This window comes from Dethiothermospora halolimnae, from assembly GCF_037577855.1.
GTDB lineage: Bacteria > Bacillota > Clostridia > Tissierellales > VENL01 > Dethiothermospora > Dethiothermospora halolimnae.
In genome coordinates, this window is record NZ_JBAKFX010000029.1 from 15,092 (window position 1) to 33,594 (window position 18,503).

General features: G+C 30.9%; 15 protein-coding genes and 1 riboswitch. Of the genes, 2 read left to right on the forward strand and 13 right to left on the reverse strand.

All coding sequences use genetic code 11. The features are described from left to right. Positions 1 to 50 precede the first annotated feature (50 nt). The 9 genes from V6137_RS12130 to V6137_RS12170 form a co-directional block, all read right to left on the reverse strand. Positions 51 to 1,511: a 4Fe-4S dicluster domain-containing protein gene (locus tag V6137_RS12130; RefSeq protein WP_425448206.1), complete on the reverse strand. Its 1,461-nt coding sequence runs from the start codon at positions 1,509 to 1,511 to the stop codon at positions 51 to 53. Positions 1,512 to 1,524: 13 nt separating this feature from the next. Further along, the gene (locus V6137_RS12135; RefSeq protein WP_425448207.1) at positions 1,525 to 2,697 is read right to left on the reverse strand and encodes a SpoIIE family protein phosphatase; all 1,173 of its coding nucleotides are present in this window, start codon (positions 2,695 to 2,697) and stop codon (positions 1,525 to 1,527) included. Continuing rightward, positions 2,697 to 4,412: a [Fe-Fe] hydrogenase large subunit C-terminal domain-containing protein gene (locus tag V6137_RS12140; RefSeq protein WP_425448208.1), complete on the reverse strand. Its 1,716-nt coding sequence runs from the start codon at positions 4,410 to 4,412 to the stop codon at positions 2,697 to 2,699. The genes V6137_RS12135 and V6137_RS12140 overlap by 1 nt, the downstream gene beginning before the upstream one ends. A gap of 1 nt (position 4,413) precedes the next feature. Beyond that, positions 4,414 to 4,659: a (2Fe-2S) ferredoxin domain-containing protein gene (locus V6137_RS12145; protein ID WP_425448209.1), complete on the reverse strand. Its 246-nt coding sequence runs from the start codon at positions 4,657 to 4,659 to the stop codon at positions 4,414 to 4,416. A gap of 607 nt (positions 4,660 to 5,266) precedes the next feature. Further along, on the reverse strand, positions 5,267 to 5,836 hold the full coding sequence (locus V6137_RS12150; RefSeq protein ID WP_425448210.1) for a xanthine phosphoribosyltransferase: 570 nt from the start codon (positions 5,834 to 5,836) through the stop codon (positions 5,267 to 5,269). Positions 5,837 to 5,977: 141 nt separating this feature from the next. Continuing rightward, positions 5,978 to 6,079: riboswitch (purine riboswitch) on the reverse strand. Positions 6,080 to 6,145: 66 nt separating this feature from the next. After that, the gene (locus V6137_RS12155; protein WP_425448211.1) at positions 6,146 to 6,613 is read right to left on the reverse strand and encodes a hypothetical protein; all 468 of its coding nucleotides are present in this window, start codon (positions 6,611 to 6,613) and stop codon (positions 6,146 to 6,148) included. A 385-nt stretch (positions 6,614 to 6,998) separates the two neighbouring features. Then, positions 6,999 to 8,135 carry an aldo/keto reductase gene (locus V6137_RS12160; RefSeq protein ID WP_425448212.1) on the reverse strand — a complete coding sequence of 379 codons (1,137 nt, stop codon included), beginning with the start codon at positions 8,133 to 8,135 and terminating at the stop codon, positions 6,999 to 7,001. Positions 8,136 to 8,237: 102 nt separating this feature from the next. Then, the gene (locus V6137_RS12165; protein WP_425448213.1) at positions 8,238 to 9,452 is read right to left on the reverse strand and encodes a hypothetical protein; all 1,215 of its coding nucleotides are present in this window, start codon (positions 9,450 to 9,452) and stop codon (positions 8,238 to 8,240) included. Positions 9,453 to 9,473: 21 nt separating this feature from the next. After that, positions 9,474 to 9,941 (reverse strand): helix-turn-helix domain-containing protein, encoded by a 468-nt coding sequence (locus tag V6137_RS12170; RefSeq protein ID WP_425448214.1) that lies wholly within the window; start codon positions 9,939 to 9,941, stop codon positions 9,474 to 9,476. 336 nt (positions 9,942 to 10,277) lie between these two features. On the opposite strand from V6137_RS12170, the gene V6137_RS12175 reads away from it, so the two are divergent. Then, positions 10,278 to 11,519, forward strand: a complete 1,242-nt coding sequence (locus V6137_RS12175) for a putative manganese transporter (RefSeq protein WP_425448215.1) — start codon at positions 10,278 to 10,280, stop codon at positions 11,517 to 11,519. Between the two features lie 85 nt (positions 11,520 to 11,604). Here the strand turns inward: V6137_RS12175 and V6137_RS12180 are convergent, their stop codons facing one another. Continuing rightward, positions 11,605 to 12,675, reverse strand: a complete 1,071-nt coding sequence (locus V6137_RS12180) for a YibE/F family protein (protein WP_425448216.1) — start codon at positions 12,673 to 12,675, stop codon at positions 11,605 to 11,607. Positions 12,676 to 12,927: 252 nt separating this feature from the next. On the opposite strand from V6137_RS12180, the gene V6137_RS12185 reads away from it, so the two are divergent. Further along, on the forward strand, positions 12,928 to 13,230 hold the full coding sequence (locus V6137_RS12185; RefSeq protein ID WP_425448217.1) for a DUF2325 domain-containing protein: 303 nt from the start codon (positions 12,928 to 12,930) through the stop codon (positions 13,228 to 13,230). Positions 13,231 to 13,254: 24 nt separating this feature from the next. On the opposite strand, the gene V6137_RS12190 is transcribed toward V6137_RS12185, so the two are convergent. The 3 genes from V6137_RS12190 to V6137_RS12200 all read right to left on the reverse strand — a co-directional run bounded on the left by V6137_RS12190 (position 13,255) and on the right by V6137_RS12200 (position 18,368). Further along, positions 13,255 to 14,595, reverse strand: a complete 1,341-nt coding sequence (locus V6137_RS12190; protein WP_425448218.1) for a hypothetical protein — start codon at positions 14,593 to 14,595, stop codon at positions 13,255 to 13,257. Positions 14,596 to 14,784: 189 nt separating this feature from the next. Continuing rightward, positions 14,785 to 16,761, reverse strand: coding sequence for a methyl-accepting chemotaxis protein (locus V6137_RS12195; protein ID WP_425448219.1), 1,977 nt, complete (start codon positions 16,759 to 16,761; stop codon positions 14,785 to 14,787). 131 nt (positions 16,762 to 16,892) lie between these two features. Then, complete coding sequence (locus V6137_RS12200; RefSeq protein ID WP_425448220.1) at positions 16,893 to 18,368, reverse strand: methyl-accepting chemotaxis protein; 1,476 nt, start codon at positions 18,366 to 18,368, stop codon at positions 16,893 to 16,895. Between the last annotated feature and the right edge of the window lie 135 nt (positions 18,369 to 18,503).

The following is an 18,503-nucleotide window of genomic DNA, read 5'->3' on the forward strand; positions in this document are numbered from 1 at the left end:
ATTTATAAGAAAAAAGTCCTAAGGCCGATACCTTAGGACTTTTTGTTATATTATTTATAATTTCTCTCTAAATTTATATCTTCTACTTCAAATATCTGTAGTGAATCTGTTACCCTTTCTTCTAAAGCCAACTTTCCGTATTTATCAACTTCCTTTTTATCTTTAGGACCATGATGTAGAGATGCTGCACCACCTATACAACCACCTTTACATGCCATTCCTTCTATAAAATTCCCTTTTAATTTATTAAATTTAGCTAGTTTTAATGCCTTATCACATTCCTCTAATCCATCACAGCTAATTGGCTTAAAATCAGCTTCTAAATTCTCCTCTTCTATAACATGTTTTATTGAATCTGCTAATCCTCCTGTTCTAGCAAATATCCTTCCAAAGAAAGACGCATTATTTAATAATCCCTCTTCACATTCTTCTATCTTTATTCCAGCTGCATCGATCATAGCAGTTAACTCTTCAAAGGTCAATACATAGTCGGTACTTCCTACCAGATCATCTTGTTTTATTTCCATTTTCTTTGCAGTACAAGGGCCAATAAATACTACCTTAGCTTTATCATCAATTTTCTTGATTAATCTAGATATTGCAATCATAGGGGATACCGTTGTTGACATATTCCCTTTTAGCTCTGGATAATTTTTATTTATATGTTCTACAAAGGCTGGACAACAGGAACTAGTTATAAAATTTTTAGTATCAACATTTTCAGCAAATTCTTTTGTTTCATGTAAAGCTACCATATCAGCACCAAGAGCCACCTCTATTACATCACTAAAGCCTAGTTTTTTAATTGCAGTTATAACCTGCTCTATCTTAGCATAGGTAAATTGACTAGATATAGCCGGCGCTATTATGGCATAGGGTTTCACATCCTCTACCTTTGACCTCTTAAGTAAATTTATGACATCCACTATATAAGATTTATCCATTATTGCACCAAAGGGACATTGATATACACATGCTCCACACTGTATACATTTTTCATTATCTATTACTACTTTCTTCTCTTTATCTATTGATAATGCCCCTGCTTTACAGGCCTTCTTACATGGTCTGGCAACATCTGATATTGCATTATATGGACAAGCTTCTCTACATTTTCCACATTCTATACATTTACTTTGATCTATATAAGCTCTATGACCAACAAAATCAATAGCATTTACTGGGCAAGCTTCTGAACATCTATGGGCCAAACATCCTCTACATGCCTCTGTAACTACAAATCTATCAATAGGACAAGCATCACAGGCAGCATCAAGAATTTCTATTATATTTGGATTACTTTTATCCCCACCCATTGCTGTGGTTACCCTTTCTTCTGTAACTGCCCTTTCTTTATATATACAACATCTTGTTCTCGCTTCAGGTCCAGGATCAAGGGTTTTAGGTATTTCATGTCTTCTCTCTATTAATGTCCCTTCCATCGCTAGCCTACTTACCTCTCTAAGTACTTTGTACTTTGCCAACTGTACTTGATTTTCAAACTTCCTCATATGGTCCCCTCCCCTAGTTTATATATATAACATTTACGTCTTTCCCTAAAGACCTTATTAGTCTTATTAAATCACTAACTATTTTGAGTTTTATACTTAAATCAACAGGAAAATCTGGATTTTGATGGGCTGGATTTACGGCTTTACCCACATATAAATTTAAATGGGTACAATCCTCAACAAGTAATTTCACCAATTGAGATGCTCCATCTTTTCCACCAAGAAGTGTAATATTACCATTAATATCAGAACCGGTAAACCCCTTTAACTTTTCCACTGCCTTACTTAATGTCAGTACTCCTTCAGTAACTAAGTCTATCCCCTTAATTTTAGCTGTAGGTGGTACTTCTTTATCGATATAGTCTAAATTTACTATTATTTCTTCTTTTAATTCCCTTGATACTATATTAGCTGCTGTTCCTCCACAAACTACTTTTTTTCCATTACCCTTCATCAGTTGCTTTACCACCCAAGGGTCTTTACTCTCATCAGTAGGTGGTCCTGTAAATAAATTTACAACCTCTGGCTCCCTTAATTTCACCGATACAACAGTAGTGTCATCTCCAGGTTTATTAATATAAAAGTTATTACAAACTTCTGCTAAACTTTTGGTTATATATTTAGCACTTTTCTCTAAAGAAGAAATCCTTTCTAGATATTCTGCTACATTTTCCCACTGCCAACCTAGGTTTAATATACCTCCAACACCTGCATGTATAACCCCATCACTTACAGCTGTCAAAGTATCTCCTTTTTTCAGTCTAAAATTACTTTCTTTAATTAATTTATCATTAATTATAAACTCTCTTTTTTCCAAATTTACCACTTTATTATCCCTTATAAAAAATATAGGAGGATTATCATACTCTACTATATATACATCTCCATTATTTTTTATCTTCATTATTGTAAATGTTGAATATGCAAGCTTTCTTACATTACATACTGGAAGGGTATTTACAACTGTATCAACTGTTTCACCTATACTGGACCCTTCCCTCAACATAGTTGCTGCTATCTTAGTGGTTAAAGTAGCTAATATATTGGCCTTTACCCCACTTCCTAATCCATCTGACATAACAAGTATTACTTCATCTTTATTTTTAATTATTTCAACCTTATCTCCACAAAGCTCTTCACCAAATTTATTTAAACTATCGTATGCCACATCTATAAAATATCCCATTATAGATCACCCTTTTCTCCAATAGTTATATTTTTTAATTTAGTCAATGTTGATTTAGTCTCAGCAGTGGTTTCACCGAGGAGACTGGCTATTTCTTGGGCAACTCTCATTTGTTTCTCTATTACCTTTTGTGCTGCGTCTAATGTACTTTCCTTTACTTTGGATAGTTCTCCTTTACTTTTTTCTTCTTTAGTTATATCCACCATAATAGCTAACAAAACATTTTGTTTTTCAACATAAATTATATTTTGAAGTAATACAACATTATGGGATGGATAAAAAGCTTTTCTTTTAATTATATTTTTCTTTGTATCCCTAACTTCTATAAACTCCTTATCATCTATAAGCATTGATAAAGGACTATTTTTTGCCCTCGATGCTTCTATATCAAATATTTTCTCTACCATTGGATTTATTTCTTTAATTAACATATTATTATCAACAAGCATAATAGCATTTGGACTATTTTCAAAGATTAAATTCTTAAGACTTTCTGCTTTACCCCTCATAAATGGTAAACACATATTTATCTCTGCCATCCCTAAAACAACAGCTTTAGCCTTTTCTCTACATGTGTTATATCCACATCCACCACAGTTTAATTCATCTTCAAGTTTATATTTTCCCATTCTATTTAATACTTTTTCTATTTCCTCATCAGCAACATCAAAATCCACTTTATGTTCAAAGAAATATTTACCATAGTCTATGTTTTTAGGAATTTGAAATTCGCCTTTTTTAGATATATCTTTTTTATCTTTCACATAATTTTTAACTCTCTCTTTCCTTACAAATATACTTTCATCATTTTTAGGCATTGCCATACCGCCAATACAGCTTCCTTTACATACATTAACCTCTATACAGTAGTTTTCTAACTGTCCCTTTTCCACACTATCAAACAAATCCATACATTCTTTTATTCCACTAACCGCTATAACATCTAGCTTACTATTATCATCTATGAAACTAGAAAGAACTCCTCCTCCAACTGGAAAACTACTTCCCTTTTTAAAAGACTCACTATCAAAGGCTTCTCCTAAAAGGGCATCTAGTTTAATTCCTTCTTCTTCAAACCATACTTCCATCTCTTCAAATGTTAAAACTGCATCTATTACCCCTTCATCCCTAACATCTGCTGCTTCAATTTTCTTTGCAGTACAAGGTCCAATAAAAACAACATAACTATCATGACCATAATATTCCCTAATTAATTTTCCATGGGCTACCATTGGAGATACCATAGGAAGCATATATTCAATTAGTGATGGATAATACTTTTCTATTAAATTATTAGCTGCAGGGCAACAGGTCGTTATATAATTTTTCTGGTCATTTGAATTTATATAATTTTTATATAGAGTGGCAATGACCTCAGCACCTATTGCAGTTTCTTCAACATGATTGAAGCCAAGCTTCTTTAATGCTGTAACCATTTGTCCAGCATCTTTTAAATTAAATCCTCCAATAAATGATGGTGCTATTGTGGCAATAACTCTTTTATTTTCAACTATAGCCCTTTTAACATTTGCTACACTACTTTTAATTTGTCTTGCATTTTGAGGGCATATAACTAAACATTCACTACATCCAATGCATTTATCCTCTACTATTTGTGCCTGTTCATCCTTTATTTTTATAGCCTTAACAGGACAATGTCTTAAGCATTTATAACAGTTCTTACAATTAGCCTCAGAAAAGTTTAAAAAACTCAAGTTAAATCCCCCTAACTATATATTTATCGAAAAACTCATCTAATTTATTCTCATCGGCAGAATAAATAGGGCCATCATCAATTTTTACTGATACTGCCTTGGTACATTCTCCTAAACAAAATGAAGCTTTAACTTGTATCTTATCATCCAACCCATTATCCTTTATCCTTTTTTGTAACCCGTTAATAACATTGTAAGATCCTTTCAAGTGACATGCACTTCCTATACAAACACTGATAGTCCTCATATAAAAAACCCCCCTATTAATATATTCGTTATTTTTTTAACAGTCTATTTTAAAAATTTTTACTACTCCATGAAAACGTTTTATTTCTACACTCACAGTATAACTGTTTAATAAATTTATGTCAATTGTTCGAATCATTTGATATTAATGGTCTCAATGGCTAATTTTCATACTTTATTAAGGTTAGTTTCTATTTGTTACAAAAAATACAACTTTTAAAACAAATGTACCTTTGGTGTTTATTCGTTTAGTGTAATGTGCAAAGAGCAGGGAGTTGGTGAGACGAGAAATTTATGTAGGGATTCAATACATTGAATCCTTAAGTTTTTTTCTAGAAGACCTATTATGCCAAAGACTGTATTTGTTAATAAGCTGTGGGATTATGAATCCCCCAGCAACAACAGGGATTACGAATCCCCCTAGTAACAACAGAAACTGCGGTTCCTCCAGTAACAACAGAAGTTACGGAGCCCCCAGTAACAACAGAAGTTACGAATCCCCAGCAACAACAGAAGTTACGAGTACCTAATAACTAAATTTTATTATTCTTCTGTGCCAAGTGACATTAAAATTGGCCTGAATATATTCAGGCCTTAAATAAAAACAATTATTTAAATACTATCTGTCCATCTTTGATGCTCTTTATTTTAACAAGGGACTCTAAGTTAACATTATTTTCTTCAAGTAGTTTACACCCTTCCTGGAAAGATTTCTCTATTACTATACCCACCCCAACAAGGTTAGCTTCTGCTTGTTCTACTATATCCTTAAGCCCCATGGCAGCTCTACCATTTGCCAAAAAGTCGTCTAATACTAATATATTGTCTTCTTTATTTAGATATTTTTTATTTACTTTAACACTATAATATTTAGCCTTAGTAAATGAATATACTTCAGTTTCATATACTTCTTTATCAAGGTTTTTGGACTGAGTTTTCTTGGCAAAGACCACTGGTACATTGAAATATTGAGCAGCTATGGCGGCTATTGCTATTCCTGAAGCCTCAATGGTAAGGATCTTGTTTATTGATTTACCTTCAAAACGTTTTTTAAATTCTTTTCCCATTTCATTTAGAAAGTCTATATCTAATCTATGATTAAGGAAGTTATCTACTTTTAATATGTCATTACCTTCTACTCTTCCCTCATTTAAAATTTTATTTTTTAATGATTCCATTTGTTATGCCCCCTCTTTTTTTTGAGTTTAAGTTTTAGTTTAAGATTGTAAACTTATCAACACATGATGATTAACTTTATATTAATAGAAAAACTCCCGTCGCCAATGACAGGAGTTTTTAAGTATTATTAATGATATAATCAATAAACCTATTCCCCCTGTAGTCAAACCATTTATGGTGGTTTGGTAGAAACTTTCGGACCCTATTACCGAGTTTATACAGAGTTACTATTTAATTTTATTAGATATCATTCTAACTTAAATAGCTAATAAAATCAAGTTATTCATTAAATTAGTTATTAAATAATTTTAAAGTATCGATTCTCCTAATGAATTTGCCTCTATAACATTATCTGAAGGGGCTGCAAATTGACACTTTATATTGTATTTTTCATTAAGTATATCTAAGGCTCCAAATACTTTATTAAAATCTTTGGAAAAGGTTATATTTCCCTTTGTAGAAGTATATCCTCTTTCACTACTAAAGGCAAAGGTTGTATAGTTGTCTTTTAAAAGTTTACTTTTTAACCCCTGAAAGAATCCTTCCCCTTGATGAGAAGTATTTACCTTAACTACTTCGTTATCTACAGCCAAGTTACCAATAAACCTATTGGATGAAAAAAGTTTAGGATAAATAGTTCCTTTTACAGATATAGTTATGGATTTACCAAAATCACCATCTAATGAATATAGATAACCACTATAAGTCTTATCTACATCTCTGGGCACAGAGTATATGACTAAGCTAATAATAACAACTAATATCATAAATATCATTACTTTAAACTTTATAGTAATCACCCCTAGTATATATTATTTATTTTAAATTATATTTTTAACTACTATTTATATTTTATACTGTTTACATTAAAATATTTATTATAAGAACAAAAGGAAACTAAAGTCGCTTCTTTGTTCAGTGCAGAGAGCAGGGCATTGGTGAGTCCGTAAATTTATGTAGGGATTCAATGTATCGAATCCCTCAGGTCTTCTTCCAGAAGACCTATTATGCCAAAAACTATATTTTTCAATAAGCTGTGGATTACGAATCCCCCAGCAATTAAATTTTATTATTGTTATATACTATATGGCTTTAAAGTTGTCCTGAATATATTCAGAATCTATATATTAAAAAAATAAGGGCTTGGTATATACCAAACCCCTAATTTGCAAATTCTTTATGAATAGTTTTTAGATGTTCAATTATTGGAAGGTTTTGAGGACATTCCCTCTCACATTTCCCACACTCTATACATTTAGAACCATCTTTTTCCCTCTCCATTATTTTATTATAGGTATTCTTAACTTCATCTTTAATACTATACATATGTCCATCATTATATAGTGAAAAAATATTTGGTATCATGACATCATTTGGACATGGCATACAGTATTTACACTCTGTACATCCTATTTTTGTTTTATCCTTATATATTTCCTTAACTTCATCTATCAACTCTACTTCTTTTTTAGATAAAGACTTTGGATAAGCATCTTTTGAGGTCTCTATATTCTCCTTTATCTGCTCCATTGTACTCATACCGCTTAACAGTAGAGTTACTTCTGGGAAATTCCATACCCATCTTAAAGCCCACTCTGCAGGAGTTCTTTCAGTTTCTGATTTACTCCAAATCTTTTTAATATCTTCACTTGGCTTTTTAGCAAGTTTTCCCCCCTTAAGAGGCTCCATTATGATGACAGCTAAATCCCTATCTGCTGCGTATTTAAGGCCTTCTAATCCTGCTTGGTAATATTCATCCATATAATTAAGTTGTATTTGGCAAAATGTCCAATCATAGGCATCCGTTATCTCTTTAAATAAATCTAATTCATCATGAAAAGAAAATCCTGCATATTTAATCTTTCCACTTTCAATTGCCTTATCTAAAAACTTAAATACATCTAACTCTTTACAGGTTTTCCATGTATCCTTATTTAGAGCATGAACTAGATAAAAATCAATATAATCAGTCTGTAATTTTTCAAGTTGTTCATCTAAATACTTTTCAAAATCTTCATATTTCTCACAAAGCCATATGGGAAGTTTTGTAGCTAATTTTACTTTTTCCCTATAACCATCCTTTAAAGCTCTACCTACAAAGGGTTCACTCATCTTTTGATGATAGGGATAGGCTGTATCTATATAATTCACCCCATTATCTATGGCATATCTTAACATTTTAGTAGCTTCCTCTTCATCTATTTTACTACTATCGTTATCAATAACAGGAAATCTCATACATCCAAAACCTAAGGCTGAAACTTCAAAATCCAGTTTTCCAAATTTTCTATACTGCATAATTTACCTCCTCATTGCTTTATCAAGTTAAATAGTTATATTTATATTTATTCTATTTAAAAGTTCTTAATCCTTCTTTTATTTAGAGAATCTAAAGATTTTTTATAAATTAACACGATATATGTTATCTTTATTACTAATAGAACCTTCTAGGTGGGCTTTATTACCTATAACTAGTTTACCATCATAAATAACTGGCTCTTTATTTGTATATATTTCTACTTCTTCGACTTTCCAAAAAGAGTCTTTATGTTTACATGTTGCTGAACCTTTTATGAAATACTCTTTATCATTGGTTCTAATTTTAATAAAATGCTTATGAAGTATTTTGTCTTTGTACTTTACAATATTCATAGGATCAAAACCAGCTAAACCCATATCTCCTCTTAATATAATCTTATATTTTTTACCACTTTTCACTTTGTTTATTTCTCTAAAACGACTTACTTTATCTATTTGAATTAAGTATTCCCCAATAGAATAATCTTCAATTGAAACACTATTCTGTACTAATTTAATATTTCCTTTTAAAATATCATATAAAAATTTTTGTGACTGAATATATTTTACTTTCCAATCTGGAACTAATTTATCTAACAATAAACAAATAAAGACACCTGCACTATAGCAACTGGGTCTAAGCTTTTTAAGGTCTTTTGGATAATCAGATAGATCTAATCCATATTTTGACAATACAAATTCTCTAGGCAACAAACTTTTTTCTAAAAACCCTTTATATTCAACATACATGGCTGTGCCTTCCATACTCTCTAACCCTAATTCATAATCCAAATAATCACCAATTATGCCTTTTCTTTTTTCTCTGTATGAAATAAATTGCGATATTAATTTATTTTTCTCCTCTATATCTTTTTCAAATACAGCTCTTAATAAATATTTCCTTTCAAGGGTTCTTAGTGTAATATTTTCTTTATTAATGGGATAATTAACAGCCATAACTTCATTTGGATATCTTTTATCCCCGATTTCATTTTGATAACAGTGAAACATTTCATGAACTATACCAGAATATAATTTTTCATATGATGTATTTGGTTTTAAGGTTTTTATATCCCATATTGCCATATATTTATCATTATATTTTATAACCGTACTCCCGAAAAAATTACTATTCCATTTATCTATATAAACATCCCTGTCATTACTATAATCAATAAAATATACATTCTTGTCATCATATAATGCTAAGTCTGACTTAATAAATCCATTCCAATATTTATTAAAATCATCTTCTACTATATCCTTTTTTAACTTTTTACAAACCTCTATAATATCCCCTTTATTTGTAAGTTTCAAAGTAACTCTCCCCTTTTTATTTTATTCAAAATCTGATATTGCCTTAATCATCTTAGAAATAAACTTTGGATTCCCCCAAAGAGTAAATCTTGCCTTATTTTCTTCATCTAAGAAAATATACTCAAATTTTAAAGTTTTTCTATCTGAATCTTCACTATTAATTAAATCCATCAACACATTAGTTATAGGTTTTAATTCTTCTATAGATTCCACATATACATCAACTATTGAACATACCTTTATTTTCCCTTCTACTTTATTAAAATTATCTTCTACAAAACCCCTTAGGTTATTGGTTACTTCTATTTTCTTACTTTCTATATAGTCTTCATCATCCATAAGTTTTGTTAAATCCTTTTTCTTTATCCTCCATTGACCACCTATTTTTCCTGCCTTAAGTTTATCTTCTCTGATATAACGTCTTATCGTCCTTGGATGCATACCTAATATTTTAGATACCTCATCCACAGTAAATACTTTTTTATCCACCCAACCCCTCCTAAGCAAAGCCATTTTATTACATTATATCATATAAAATGTAATAATATAATACAAAATATAATAATACCATATTTAAAGTCATTAATAAGCTGGGGAATTAGGAATCCCCCAGCAACTAGAACTAGGCAATAAAAAGAGCTATATCTTTCTATACATTATCATATCGGAGAATGAATTCCCCTCTACATACTCAGATTTATTAGTTAATACTTTAGGTAAGAGCATGTTCAGCATCTAAATAATATAATCTCTACTATTTTACTCTGTTTTAATGTTTACACATAGGGTATAATAGAACGGAAATTGTTTTTAAAGGAGGTTGACATGATAAAAGATATAATAGACATCATATTAAAAAGTGCAGAAGACTCATTTTTGCAAGTTACTGTCTTTGTGGGAGCAGTACTGTTATTATTTGGTTATATCAATTATAAAAAATCCGGTGCATTTATAGAAGGAATCGAAAAGTCTAAAAAATGGCAACCAGTTATAGGAGCTTTACTGGGTTTAACCCCCGGTTGCGGTGGTGCTATATTTATAATGCCCCTTTTCATTAAAGGTTCAGTAAGTTTCGGTGCTGTTATAGCAACCCTTATTGCCACTATGGGAGACTCAGCCTTTGTAATCATATCAGTATTACCCTTTCATTATTTACTTGTTAGTGTAATATCATTTATAGCTGCCATATTAACAGGATATATTGTTGATTATTTTAATGTTGGTGACAAACTTTTATCTAAAATGAAAAGATTATCAAAGAAGGAACGGGATGAAATTCATAAGAAAGCTGACCATATGTTATACGAAATGGAATGTAATGGCAATAAATGTCACGTTGGTCACAATGAAGGAGACGATGTGGACTTAGCTCTTCACCATAGAGCCAAAGGGCACCAAAAACCAGAAGGTTTGGGCTATAAGTTCACCCATCATGGCTTCTCTTTTTATTGGATAGTTATAGCTGTTGGATTGATTTTAGGTATAATGTTACTATTCCAAGTTGATGTAAACACCTTGGCTATACCTAATCTTGGTGCCATATTAGGTATAGGTGGTACCATACTGTCAATAGTAATGATGTTTATGGGTAAGAAGTTCTTTCAAGATGATACCCATGAAGAAACCGAGCTAAAATCTACCTCCCTTAAAGAGACCCTAATACACAATGCTCAAGAAACTGCATTTGTTGGAACATGGGTTTTTGTTGCCTATTTAATATATGAAATCAGTGTATTTGCATTAGGTGGAGGAGACTATGGAGCTGGTGAAGAAATGATAAGTAGCTTTATGACTTCTGCTGCTTTAACAACAGTTTTCATTGGGGCTCTTATTGGTCTTATACCTGGTTGTGGACCACAGGTTATTTTCGTGGCTTTATTTACAAAGGGTATGGTTCCCTTTGCAGCTTTACTTGCAAACGCCATATCCCAAGATGGAGATGCTCTATTCCCATTATTAGCAATTGATAAAAAATCCTCTTTATGGGCCACAGTGATAACTACAATACCGGCATTAATATTTGGATTGATAGTTTACTTTATTGAAAGTAATTTTCTACCTATTTAGAATAACTATTTGGCTGGGGGATTACGAATCCCCCAGCAACACCAAGGATTCCTAATCCCTAGCAACAATAGGGACTAGGAATCCCCTACTTTTTCTTTAAAACAGATGACACAGCAAATATACAGGTTAAAGGTATGGTAAGTATGAGCCCTATACTACCACACAAAGATCTTATTATCTCAACTGATATTAGTTCGGTATTTAGGGCATATTTCATCGGAACTTCCGAATAAACATAACTTATAAGAACTGGCATAAAACTTCCCACATAGGCTAATACAAGGGTATTTACCATGGTTGCCATAACATCTTTTCCCACCGTTAATCCTGATTGAAATAACTCTTTTCCCCTTATTTGAGGATTTTTTTTCTTAATTTCAAAAATCACCGATGTAATAGACATACTTACGTCCATTACAACTCCTATAGTCCCAACTATAACTGCCCCCATGTATAATCCTCTAAAATCAATTTCTATTCCTAAGTTTGTTACTAAAAACATTACATTTTCATCGGCTAATCCCGTTATAATACATAATTTACTATATATATATGATATTATTCCTGCTGAGAACGTTCCTCCTAAGGTTCCTAATACTGCTACTAACGATTTTTTAGTAAATCCTGCTATTAATATAAAACTCACTATAATTATTATAGATGAACAAACTATTGATACTACAATAGGATTATATCCTTTTATAATCAATGGTATTAAGCACTTTATAATAATAAATCCCGAGAAGAGCAATGATGTCAGTGATAATAATCCCTTTAGCCTTCCAAATATAATAAGAACTACTAAAAATATTATTCCTAAGACTTTTATATGACTTAATCTCCATACATTTATAAAAGTTGTCTTTCCTCTGGTATTTTCATCTACACTTATATCAATTAATATTTTATCCCCAACACTTAAATCAAAGTCAAAGGATGAACTTACTATTCTTTCATATTTAATATAAGTTAATTTATTTTTATATTTTCCTTCTAGAATTTTCACTTTTAATATATTATTATTATTATCTTCTCCCTTTGTCTTGGTTATCTCAATTATTTCTGCCACTACTCTATCATTTTTAGAATTATCCGATATAACAATTGTAGGTATTAACGTAATAACAATAAATAATAAAATAATTTTTTTGTACAAACCTATCCCCTCCAATTTATTTTTATTGGAGGGGATAGAAGTTTAGAACTGTTATTTTAAATTTATTATATAACATTTATGTCATGATATACAAAATATTTGTTAGGTTGTCCCATAGCCTTCCTCCTATTGATATACATTATGAGATATGATATAATATTGATAACGATTTTCAATATCACAATAAAAAATAATTATAAATAAACTTGATTCTAAATATTTTATTGTAGTTTAAAAATTGGAGGTGAAACTATGACAGCTTTAGTAGTGGGAGGAGACAGATTGGGTAATATCCCTGATGTATTATCTAGTAATGGCATAAAAGATTATCACCATTGGCCCGGTAGAAAAAAAGGCATGAGAAATAAAAAAATACCCGATGATGTGGATATGGTTATTGTTCTTTATGATTACATAGAACATAATTTAACTAAGATAGTAAAAAGACAATCAAAGTCTTTAGATATTCCCTGTATTTATTCTAAACGTTCTTGTTCTGATCTTGCCTGTAAATTAAATAATTGTCCATTGCAGAAATGGTGTAATAACTGTTAAAAAAGAGTAGAAGGATTAATCCTTCTACTCTTTTACTTTCCTGTTTATTATATACAAATATAATGACTCAAAGGCTTCTGATGATACTTTTCCTATGATTCCAACCAGTGCTGCATTGGCAGGGTTAAATAAATTTGCTATAAATATGGCAATAAATAGCATAACTAAGTTTATTATTTTACCTATACTAATATAACTGGTTTTATGCTCTTTCATAAGCATTCCCCAATAAAACTGCCTTATTACCATTGCCATTGGTAATATTGTCATTACTTTTAATACATCCACCGATAATAATGCGATTTTGTCACTAACCCCTATTATGTTTGTCAGAATAATAGTTCCTATAGGACTAAATGCCATTAATCCTAATATAGATGATAGGAATATACCAAGGATTATTGCGAATTTCTTTACTGAATTTATCTGTTCTTTATTATTTCCTTCTATAAAATTAAGGGGTACTTGATGAAACATCATAAGGGGACTCACAACTATTACTCCTAGACCCCATGCAACACCATATGTGAAAATCGCCGTCTTAGGATCAATAGTTCTAGCTAAACCTGAGTCTATTATGGGTTTTGCCAATGCCCTTATAAAAGAGGTTATAACAAGGGGGGCAAAGAATCCAATTATTAACCTATAGTTTATCTCCCTTACATTCATATTTACTTTTCTAGTATTTAACCCCTCAATAGATGTTGGTATATCTTTTATAGATAACTTGACTCCTATTGTTACTGTAATAGCTTCAACAAAGACTGCTCCTAAAAACATAAAGGATGGTATCATTGATGGTGGAATAAAGGTTATTTTACTAATAAATAAAATTATTATGCTAACAAATGTCACCCTGGCTATGGTAGCAATAGTAACTAATGGAGTTCTTCTAAATTTTATAGCAACTCCTTGCATAAAATTCCTCAAAGAAACTGCAGCAGGAAAAATTATAAGAATCTTAACAACAGTTAAGGCATGTTTAAGTACATCCTCTTTTACTCCCATAAGATTTTTAAAAATCCATTCTGCTCCCCCTGAAAATACTAATATAGTAAAAAACAATAACACAGATGTTACTAATATTATAGTAAAATTTCTTACTTTATAATAACTTTCCTTATCTTTGATTAATGCAGCCATCATTTGTTTTATCATTGCAACAGGATTTTGTACAACCTGCATCAAACTTTTACCTACTTGAAATGCCGAACCATATAGCTCTGGATTGGGCAATCTAGCTATAGCTGCATTAAATAATGAATGGGTCACACTTATTAATAAAGAAGTGGCTCCCAGTGGTACAAAGAAAAGTAATTGTTCCAATAGGGATATCCCTTCTTCTTCCGTTTTTGATACTTCCATAGAGGTGGTATCGATATATCTCATCCCTTTCTGTATTTGTAGTTGTCATTAATAGTCTATTATAGTTTATATCCTATTTCAATTTCGGTTAACATATCAATACCCTCTGTTTCCCTTTTCCCTTTTGGTTATATACATATTTCTTTCGATTCCCTAAATATACTTCCTATTATTAGCTAATCTTCTTTTTTATACATTAAATCTAGCCACCAATTCATTTAGTTTTTCACCTATTTGATTTAACTGTTCCGCCGATGATGCTATTTCTTCCATTGATGCTAACTGTTCTTCAGTGGCAGCGGCTACTTCTTCATAATCACGTCCTGTATTTTTTGTAATATTATTAATATTTTCTACTGAATCATAAATTTCATCAGAACTTGCAGATAACTCTTCAGCAGTTGCAGATACTTCCTGTATCTGTCCAGATACCTTTTCTATGGATTTGGCTATTTTCTTAAAGGCTTCCCTTGCTTTATTAACCACCGATGTACCTTCTTTAACTTCTTTATTCACCAACTCCATCCCTTCTATTGACTCCTTAGTTTTATTCTGCATTTCCTTTATTATATTTATAATTTTAACAGCTGACTCCTCCGACTGGTTTGCCAGTTTCCCTATCTCATCTGCTACAACGGCAAATCCCTTTCCCTGTTCCCCCGCTCTAGCAGCCTCTATTGCCGCATTTAGGGATAATAGATTTATTTCCTCCGATATTCCATTTATAATACCTAGTATTTTTCCTATTTCCTCTGAGTTTGAATCTAGGGACTTTATTGTCTTTGATAAATCGTCAACTTTGTCATTGGCTAAGTTCATTTTATTGGCTGCACTTTTGACTATATCATCACCATTTTTAGATTCATTACTGGCTGAAATAGCAGATTCCGTTGCTAAACTGGAGGCTTTGGCTATATAACCTACTCCCTTTGTCATTTCTTCAATTGTAGTTGTTGCCTTTTCTGTATTAGTTATTTGAGTATGGGATTTTTCTACAACATTATTGGCTGTGTTGGCAACTTCATTATTTGCCCTAACATTTTCATCGGTTATAACTTCAAGTTCAGCTGATGAGTCCACCAATATTTTTGATGTATCCTTTATCTCTTTTATTAATTCCTTTATATTATCAGACATTTTTATGGCACTTACACCTAATTGTCCCACTTCATCTTCTTTATTTTTTATATCTATTTCCTTATCTAAATTTCCCTTTGCCAATTCTCCCATAAAGTTTTTTATTTTATTTATTGGATTAGTTATACTTCTACTAAACAATATGGCTAATCCTATTGATATTAACAATGCTATAATAACTATTATGACTATCAATTTAGTTAACTGTTGTTGGCTATCTAATAAAATAGCTATGTTTTCAGATACTGACACTATACCCACAGTTTCATCCCCTATAGGGTTTTGTATAGGTCTATATATCTTAACATAGTTATCCTCCATTAATTCAACTTCTTTCTCTTTAATTATCCTATTTCGCAGCTCTTCTTTTAAGATATCTTTTCCTACTTTATCTTTCATCTGGTCATTTGAAGTTTTATATAACTTATTTCCTATATATATGTTCATATCACCTGATATCAATTTATCTATAGAATTAAGAAAACTATCATCGAAACCTACCTGTAATACCCCTATTATTTCTCCATTATCCTTTATCGGGGCAAACCCTCTAACAGCTAAACCACTTTTCCCTGATTCGAATCCTGATAGCTTTTTTCCCTTTAATGCACTATTAATAGAGGTATTATCACTTTTATCATCTCCATATTTGTCTCCATGGGCCCTTAAAAATACTATTGCATTTTTATCTTCAACTTCAAAAACCTTTACATCAGCCTCTTCTTTTAACCTATTATATATTGGCTTCATTACTTCACTTAGTTTTTCTCTATCTTTACTTTTTAAAGCTTCAACTATTTCACTATTGGATGCGTATCTTTCCGCTAAAAATAAGGCCTCTTCTTCCTTCTCTTTAATTTTAATTTTAGATATTTCTAAATTCTTTTTTAGATTGTTATCTATGTTAGTACCAATGCTCTTCTTTATCTGGGGACTTAATATTAATGATAATATTAGAACCGGTAATATAGTAGACAATACTATTATGGAAAATAATCTTGTTTTAAGACTTCTCTTAAATATTTTCAAAATATCCCTCCTCGTATATTTTTTATAACTATATATTAACATACAAATTTAGATATATGTATACAAATTTTTTATAGGTCTATTTATTCTCCCACAGCTAAAAAATAAATAAAACTCCGGATTCCGGAGTTTTATTTATCTCTATTTACCATATTTTCTAATTCATTTGTTAATTTTTCCAGTTCTTCAAAGCTACTAGTTATATTTTCCACCTTTTTATTTTGCTCGTCGGCGCTGGCTGTTAATTGTTCTACAGATGCAGCATTTTCCTCTGTAACACTTGCTATGGACACAACTTCATTAACTATATGCTGTGACATTTCTTCTGCTTTTTTTATTCTATTATCCATTTTAACTGATCTATCTAAAACATTTTTAGTGTTTTCACTTATCTCTTTAAATATGTCATTTACATTACTAATTATATCTTTACTTGATTCAAAGGAATATTGAACATTATTAACTTTATTAGTTACATTATCCGCCTTATTTTGAACAGTAACCAATATACTTGATATCTCATCTGTAGAGTTTTTAGAGTCTTCAGCTAGCTTTCTTATCTCATCTGCCACAACTGCAAAGCCTTTTCCATGTTCCCCTGCTCTAGCCGCCTCTATTGCCGCATTAAGGGCAAGTAAATTTGTCTGTTCCGCTATACTTCCTATAACATTTAATATCTCAGTTATCTTTTTAGATTGGGCATTAAAATCTTTCATAATATCAACTGTATCTACTATATTTTCATTAACAGTATCTATTTCTCGATTTAATGAATTTATACTTTCATTTCCTTTTTTAGTTATTACCGAAGTTCCTTCTGATAATTTCCTCATGTCAGTGGAACTTCCTCCTAAGGACTTTATTTCATTGTTACTTACTTCCATGGATTCATTTATATCATTGACACTTTGGGCCTGAGAATCTATACTCGAAGCTATCTCCGAAAAAGCTGCTGCTATTTCATCAGATATCTCTCCAACCCCTGTTACATTAACTCTTAAATTTGTACTAAAATTACTCAATGAATTTATTGTATCTTTTATTTGAACAAACAGATCTTTAATCTTCTCTTTGTCTCTATTTGAATTTTCATTAATAGCTTTTAATTTTTTTGTCATATTAAGCCCTATTTTAGCTTGGAATGCCAACATAACTGTGACTAATATATTCGATTGATTTAAAACAATTAAAGCAACTTTACCATATTGAGAAAACATTATGTCTCCATATACGAAGTAACAATAGTTTGTGATTATTAGATTTAATATACCAGTAAATATTATAGGTTTGTGATTATGATATACAGTAATAATTGCAATATCAAAATATACTCCTAAATAAACTAATAAACTGGGGAGCTCCATTATGTTTAAAAATAATAATAAAGACAATCCAAATCCAGCTACGTACATTATATAATTTTCTAATATTCTTTTATAAGTTAAAATTGTTATAGTAATGCCAATAACTGATCCTGCTATACCGATAGTTTTTAAAACACCAGTGGGAACCTTCCCTGCTAAACTACTAAAAAATGCTAATCCTATCGCAAACCACATTAGTTTTACAACTAATTTATTTCTGTTATACATTATATCTGTATTCAAAATACCAACTCCCATCTCCATATTTTTTTGTACGTTAATACTTATTTCAGCATAAATCGTCAAATTCCTCTTTAGAAATCATATTTTGTTATAATAACTAATTATTGCAATCCACATTTAATATATCGACATATT

Bases quoted from the DNA above. Each gene is read 5' to 3' on its own strand.
- V6137_RS12130 (WP_425448206.1), bottom strand. From the start codon at position 1,511: ATGAGGAAGTTTGAAAATCAAGTACAGTTGGCAAAGTACAAAGTACTT.
- V6137_RS12135 (WP_425448207.1), bottom strand. From the start codon at position 2,697: ATGGGATATTTTATAGATGTGGCATACGATAGTTTAAATAAATTTGGT.
- V6137_RS12145 (WP_425448209.1), bottom strand. From the start codon at position 4,659: ATGAGGACTATCAGTGTTTGTATAGGAAGTGCATGTCACTTGAAAGGA.
- V6137_RS12150 (WP_425448210.1), bottom strand. From the start codon at position 5,836: ATGGAATCATTAAAAAATAAAATTTTAAATGAGGGAAGAGTAGAAGGT.
- V6137_RS12155 (WP_425448211.1), bottom strand. From the start codon at position 6,613: ATGATATTTATGATATTAGTTGTTATTATTAGCTTAGTCATATACTCT.
- V6137_RS12160 (WP_425448212.1), bottom strand. From the start codon at position 8,135: ATGCAGTATAGAAAATTTGGAAAACTGGATTTTGAAGTTTCAGCCTTA.
- V6137_RS12175 (WP_425448215.1), top strand. From the start codon at position 10,278: ATGATAAAAGATATAATAGACATCATATTAAAAAGTGCAGAAGACTCA.
- V6137_RS12185 (WP_425448217.1), top strand. From the start codon at position 12,928: ATGACAGCTTTAGTAGTGGGAGGAGACAGATTGGGTAATATCCCTGAT.
- V6137_RS12190 (WP_425448218.1), bottom strand. From the start codon at position 14,595: ATGGAAGTATCAAAAACGGAAGAAGAAGGGATATCCCTATTGGAACAA.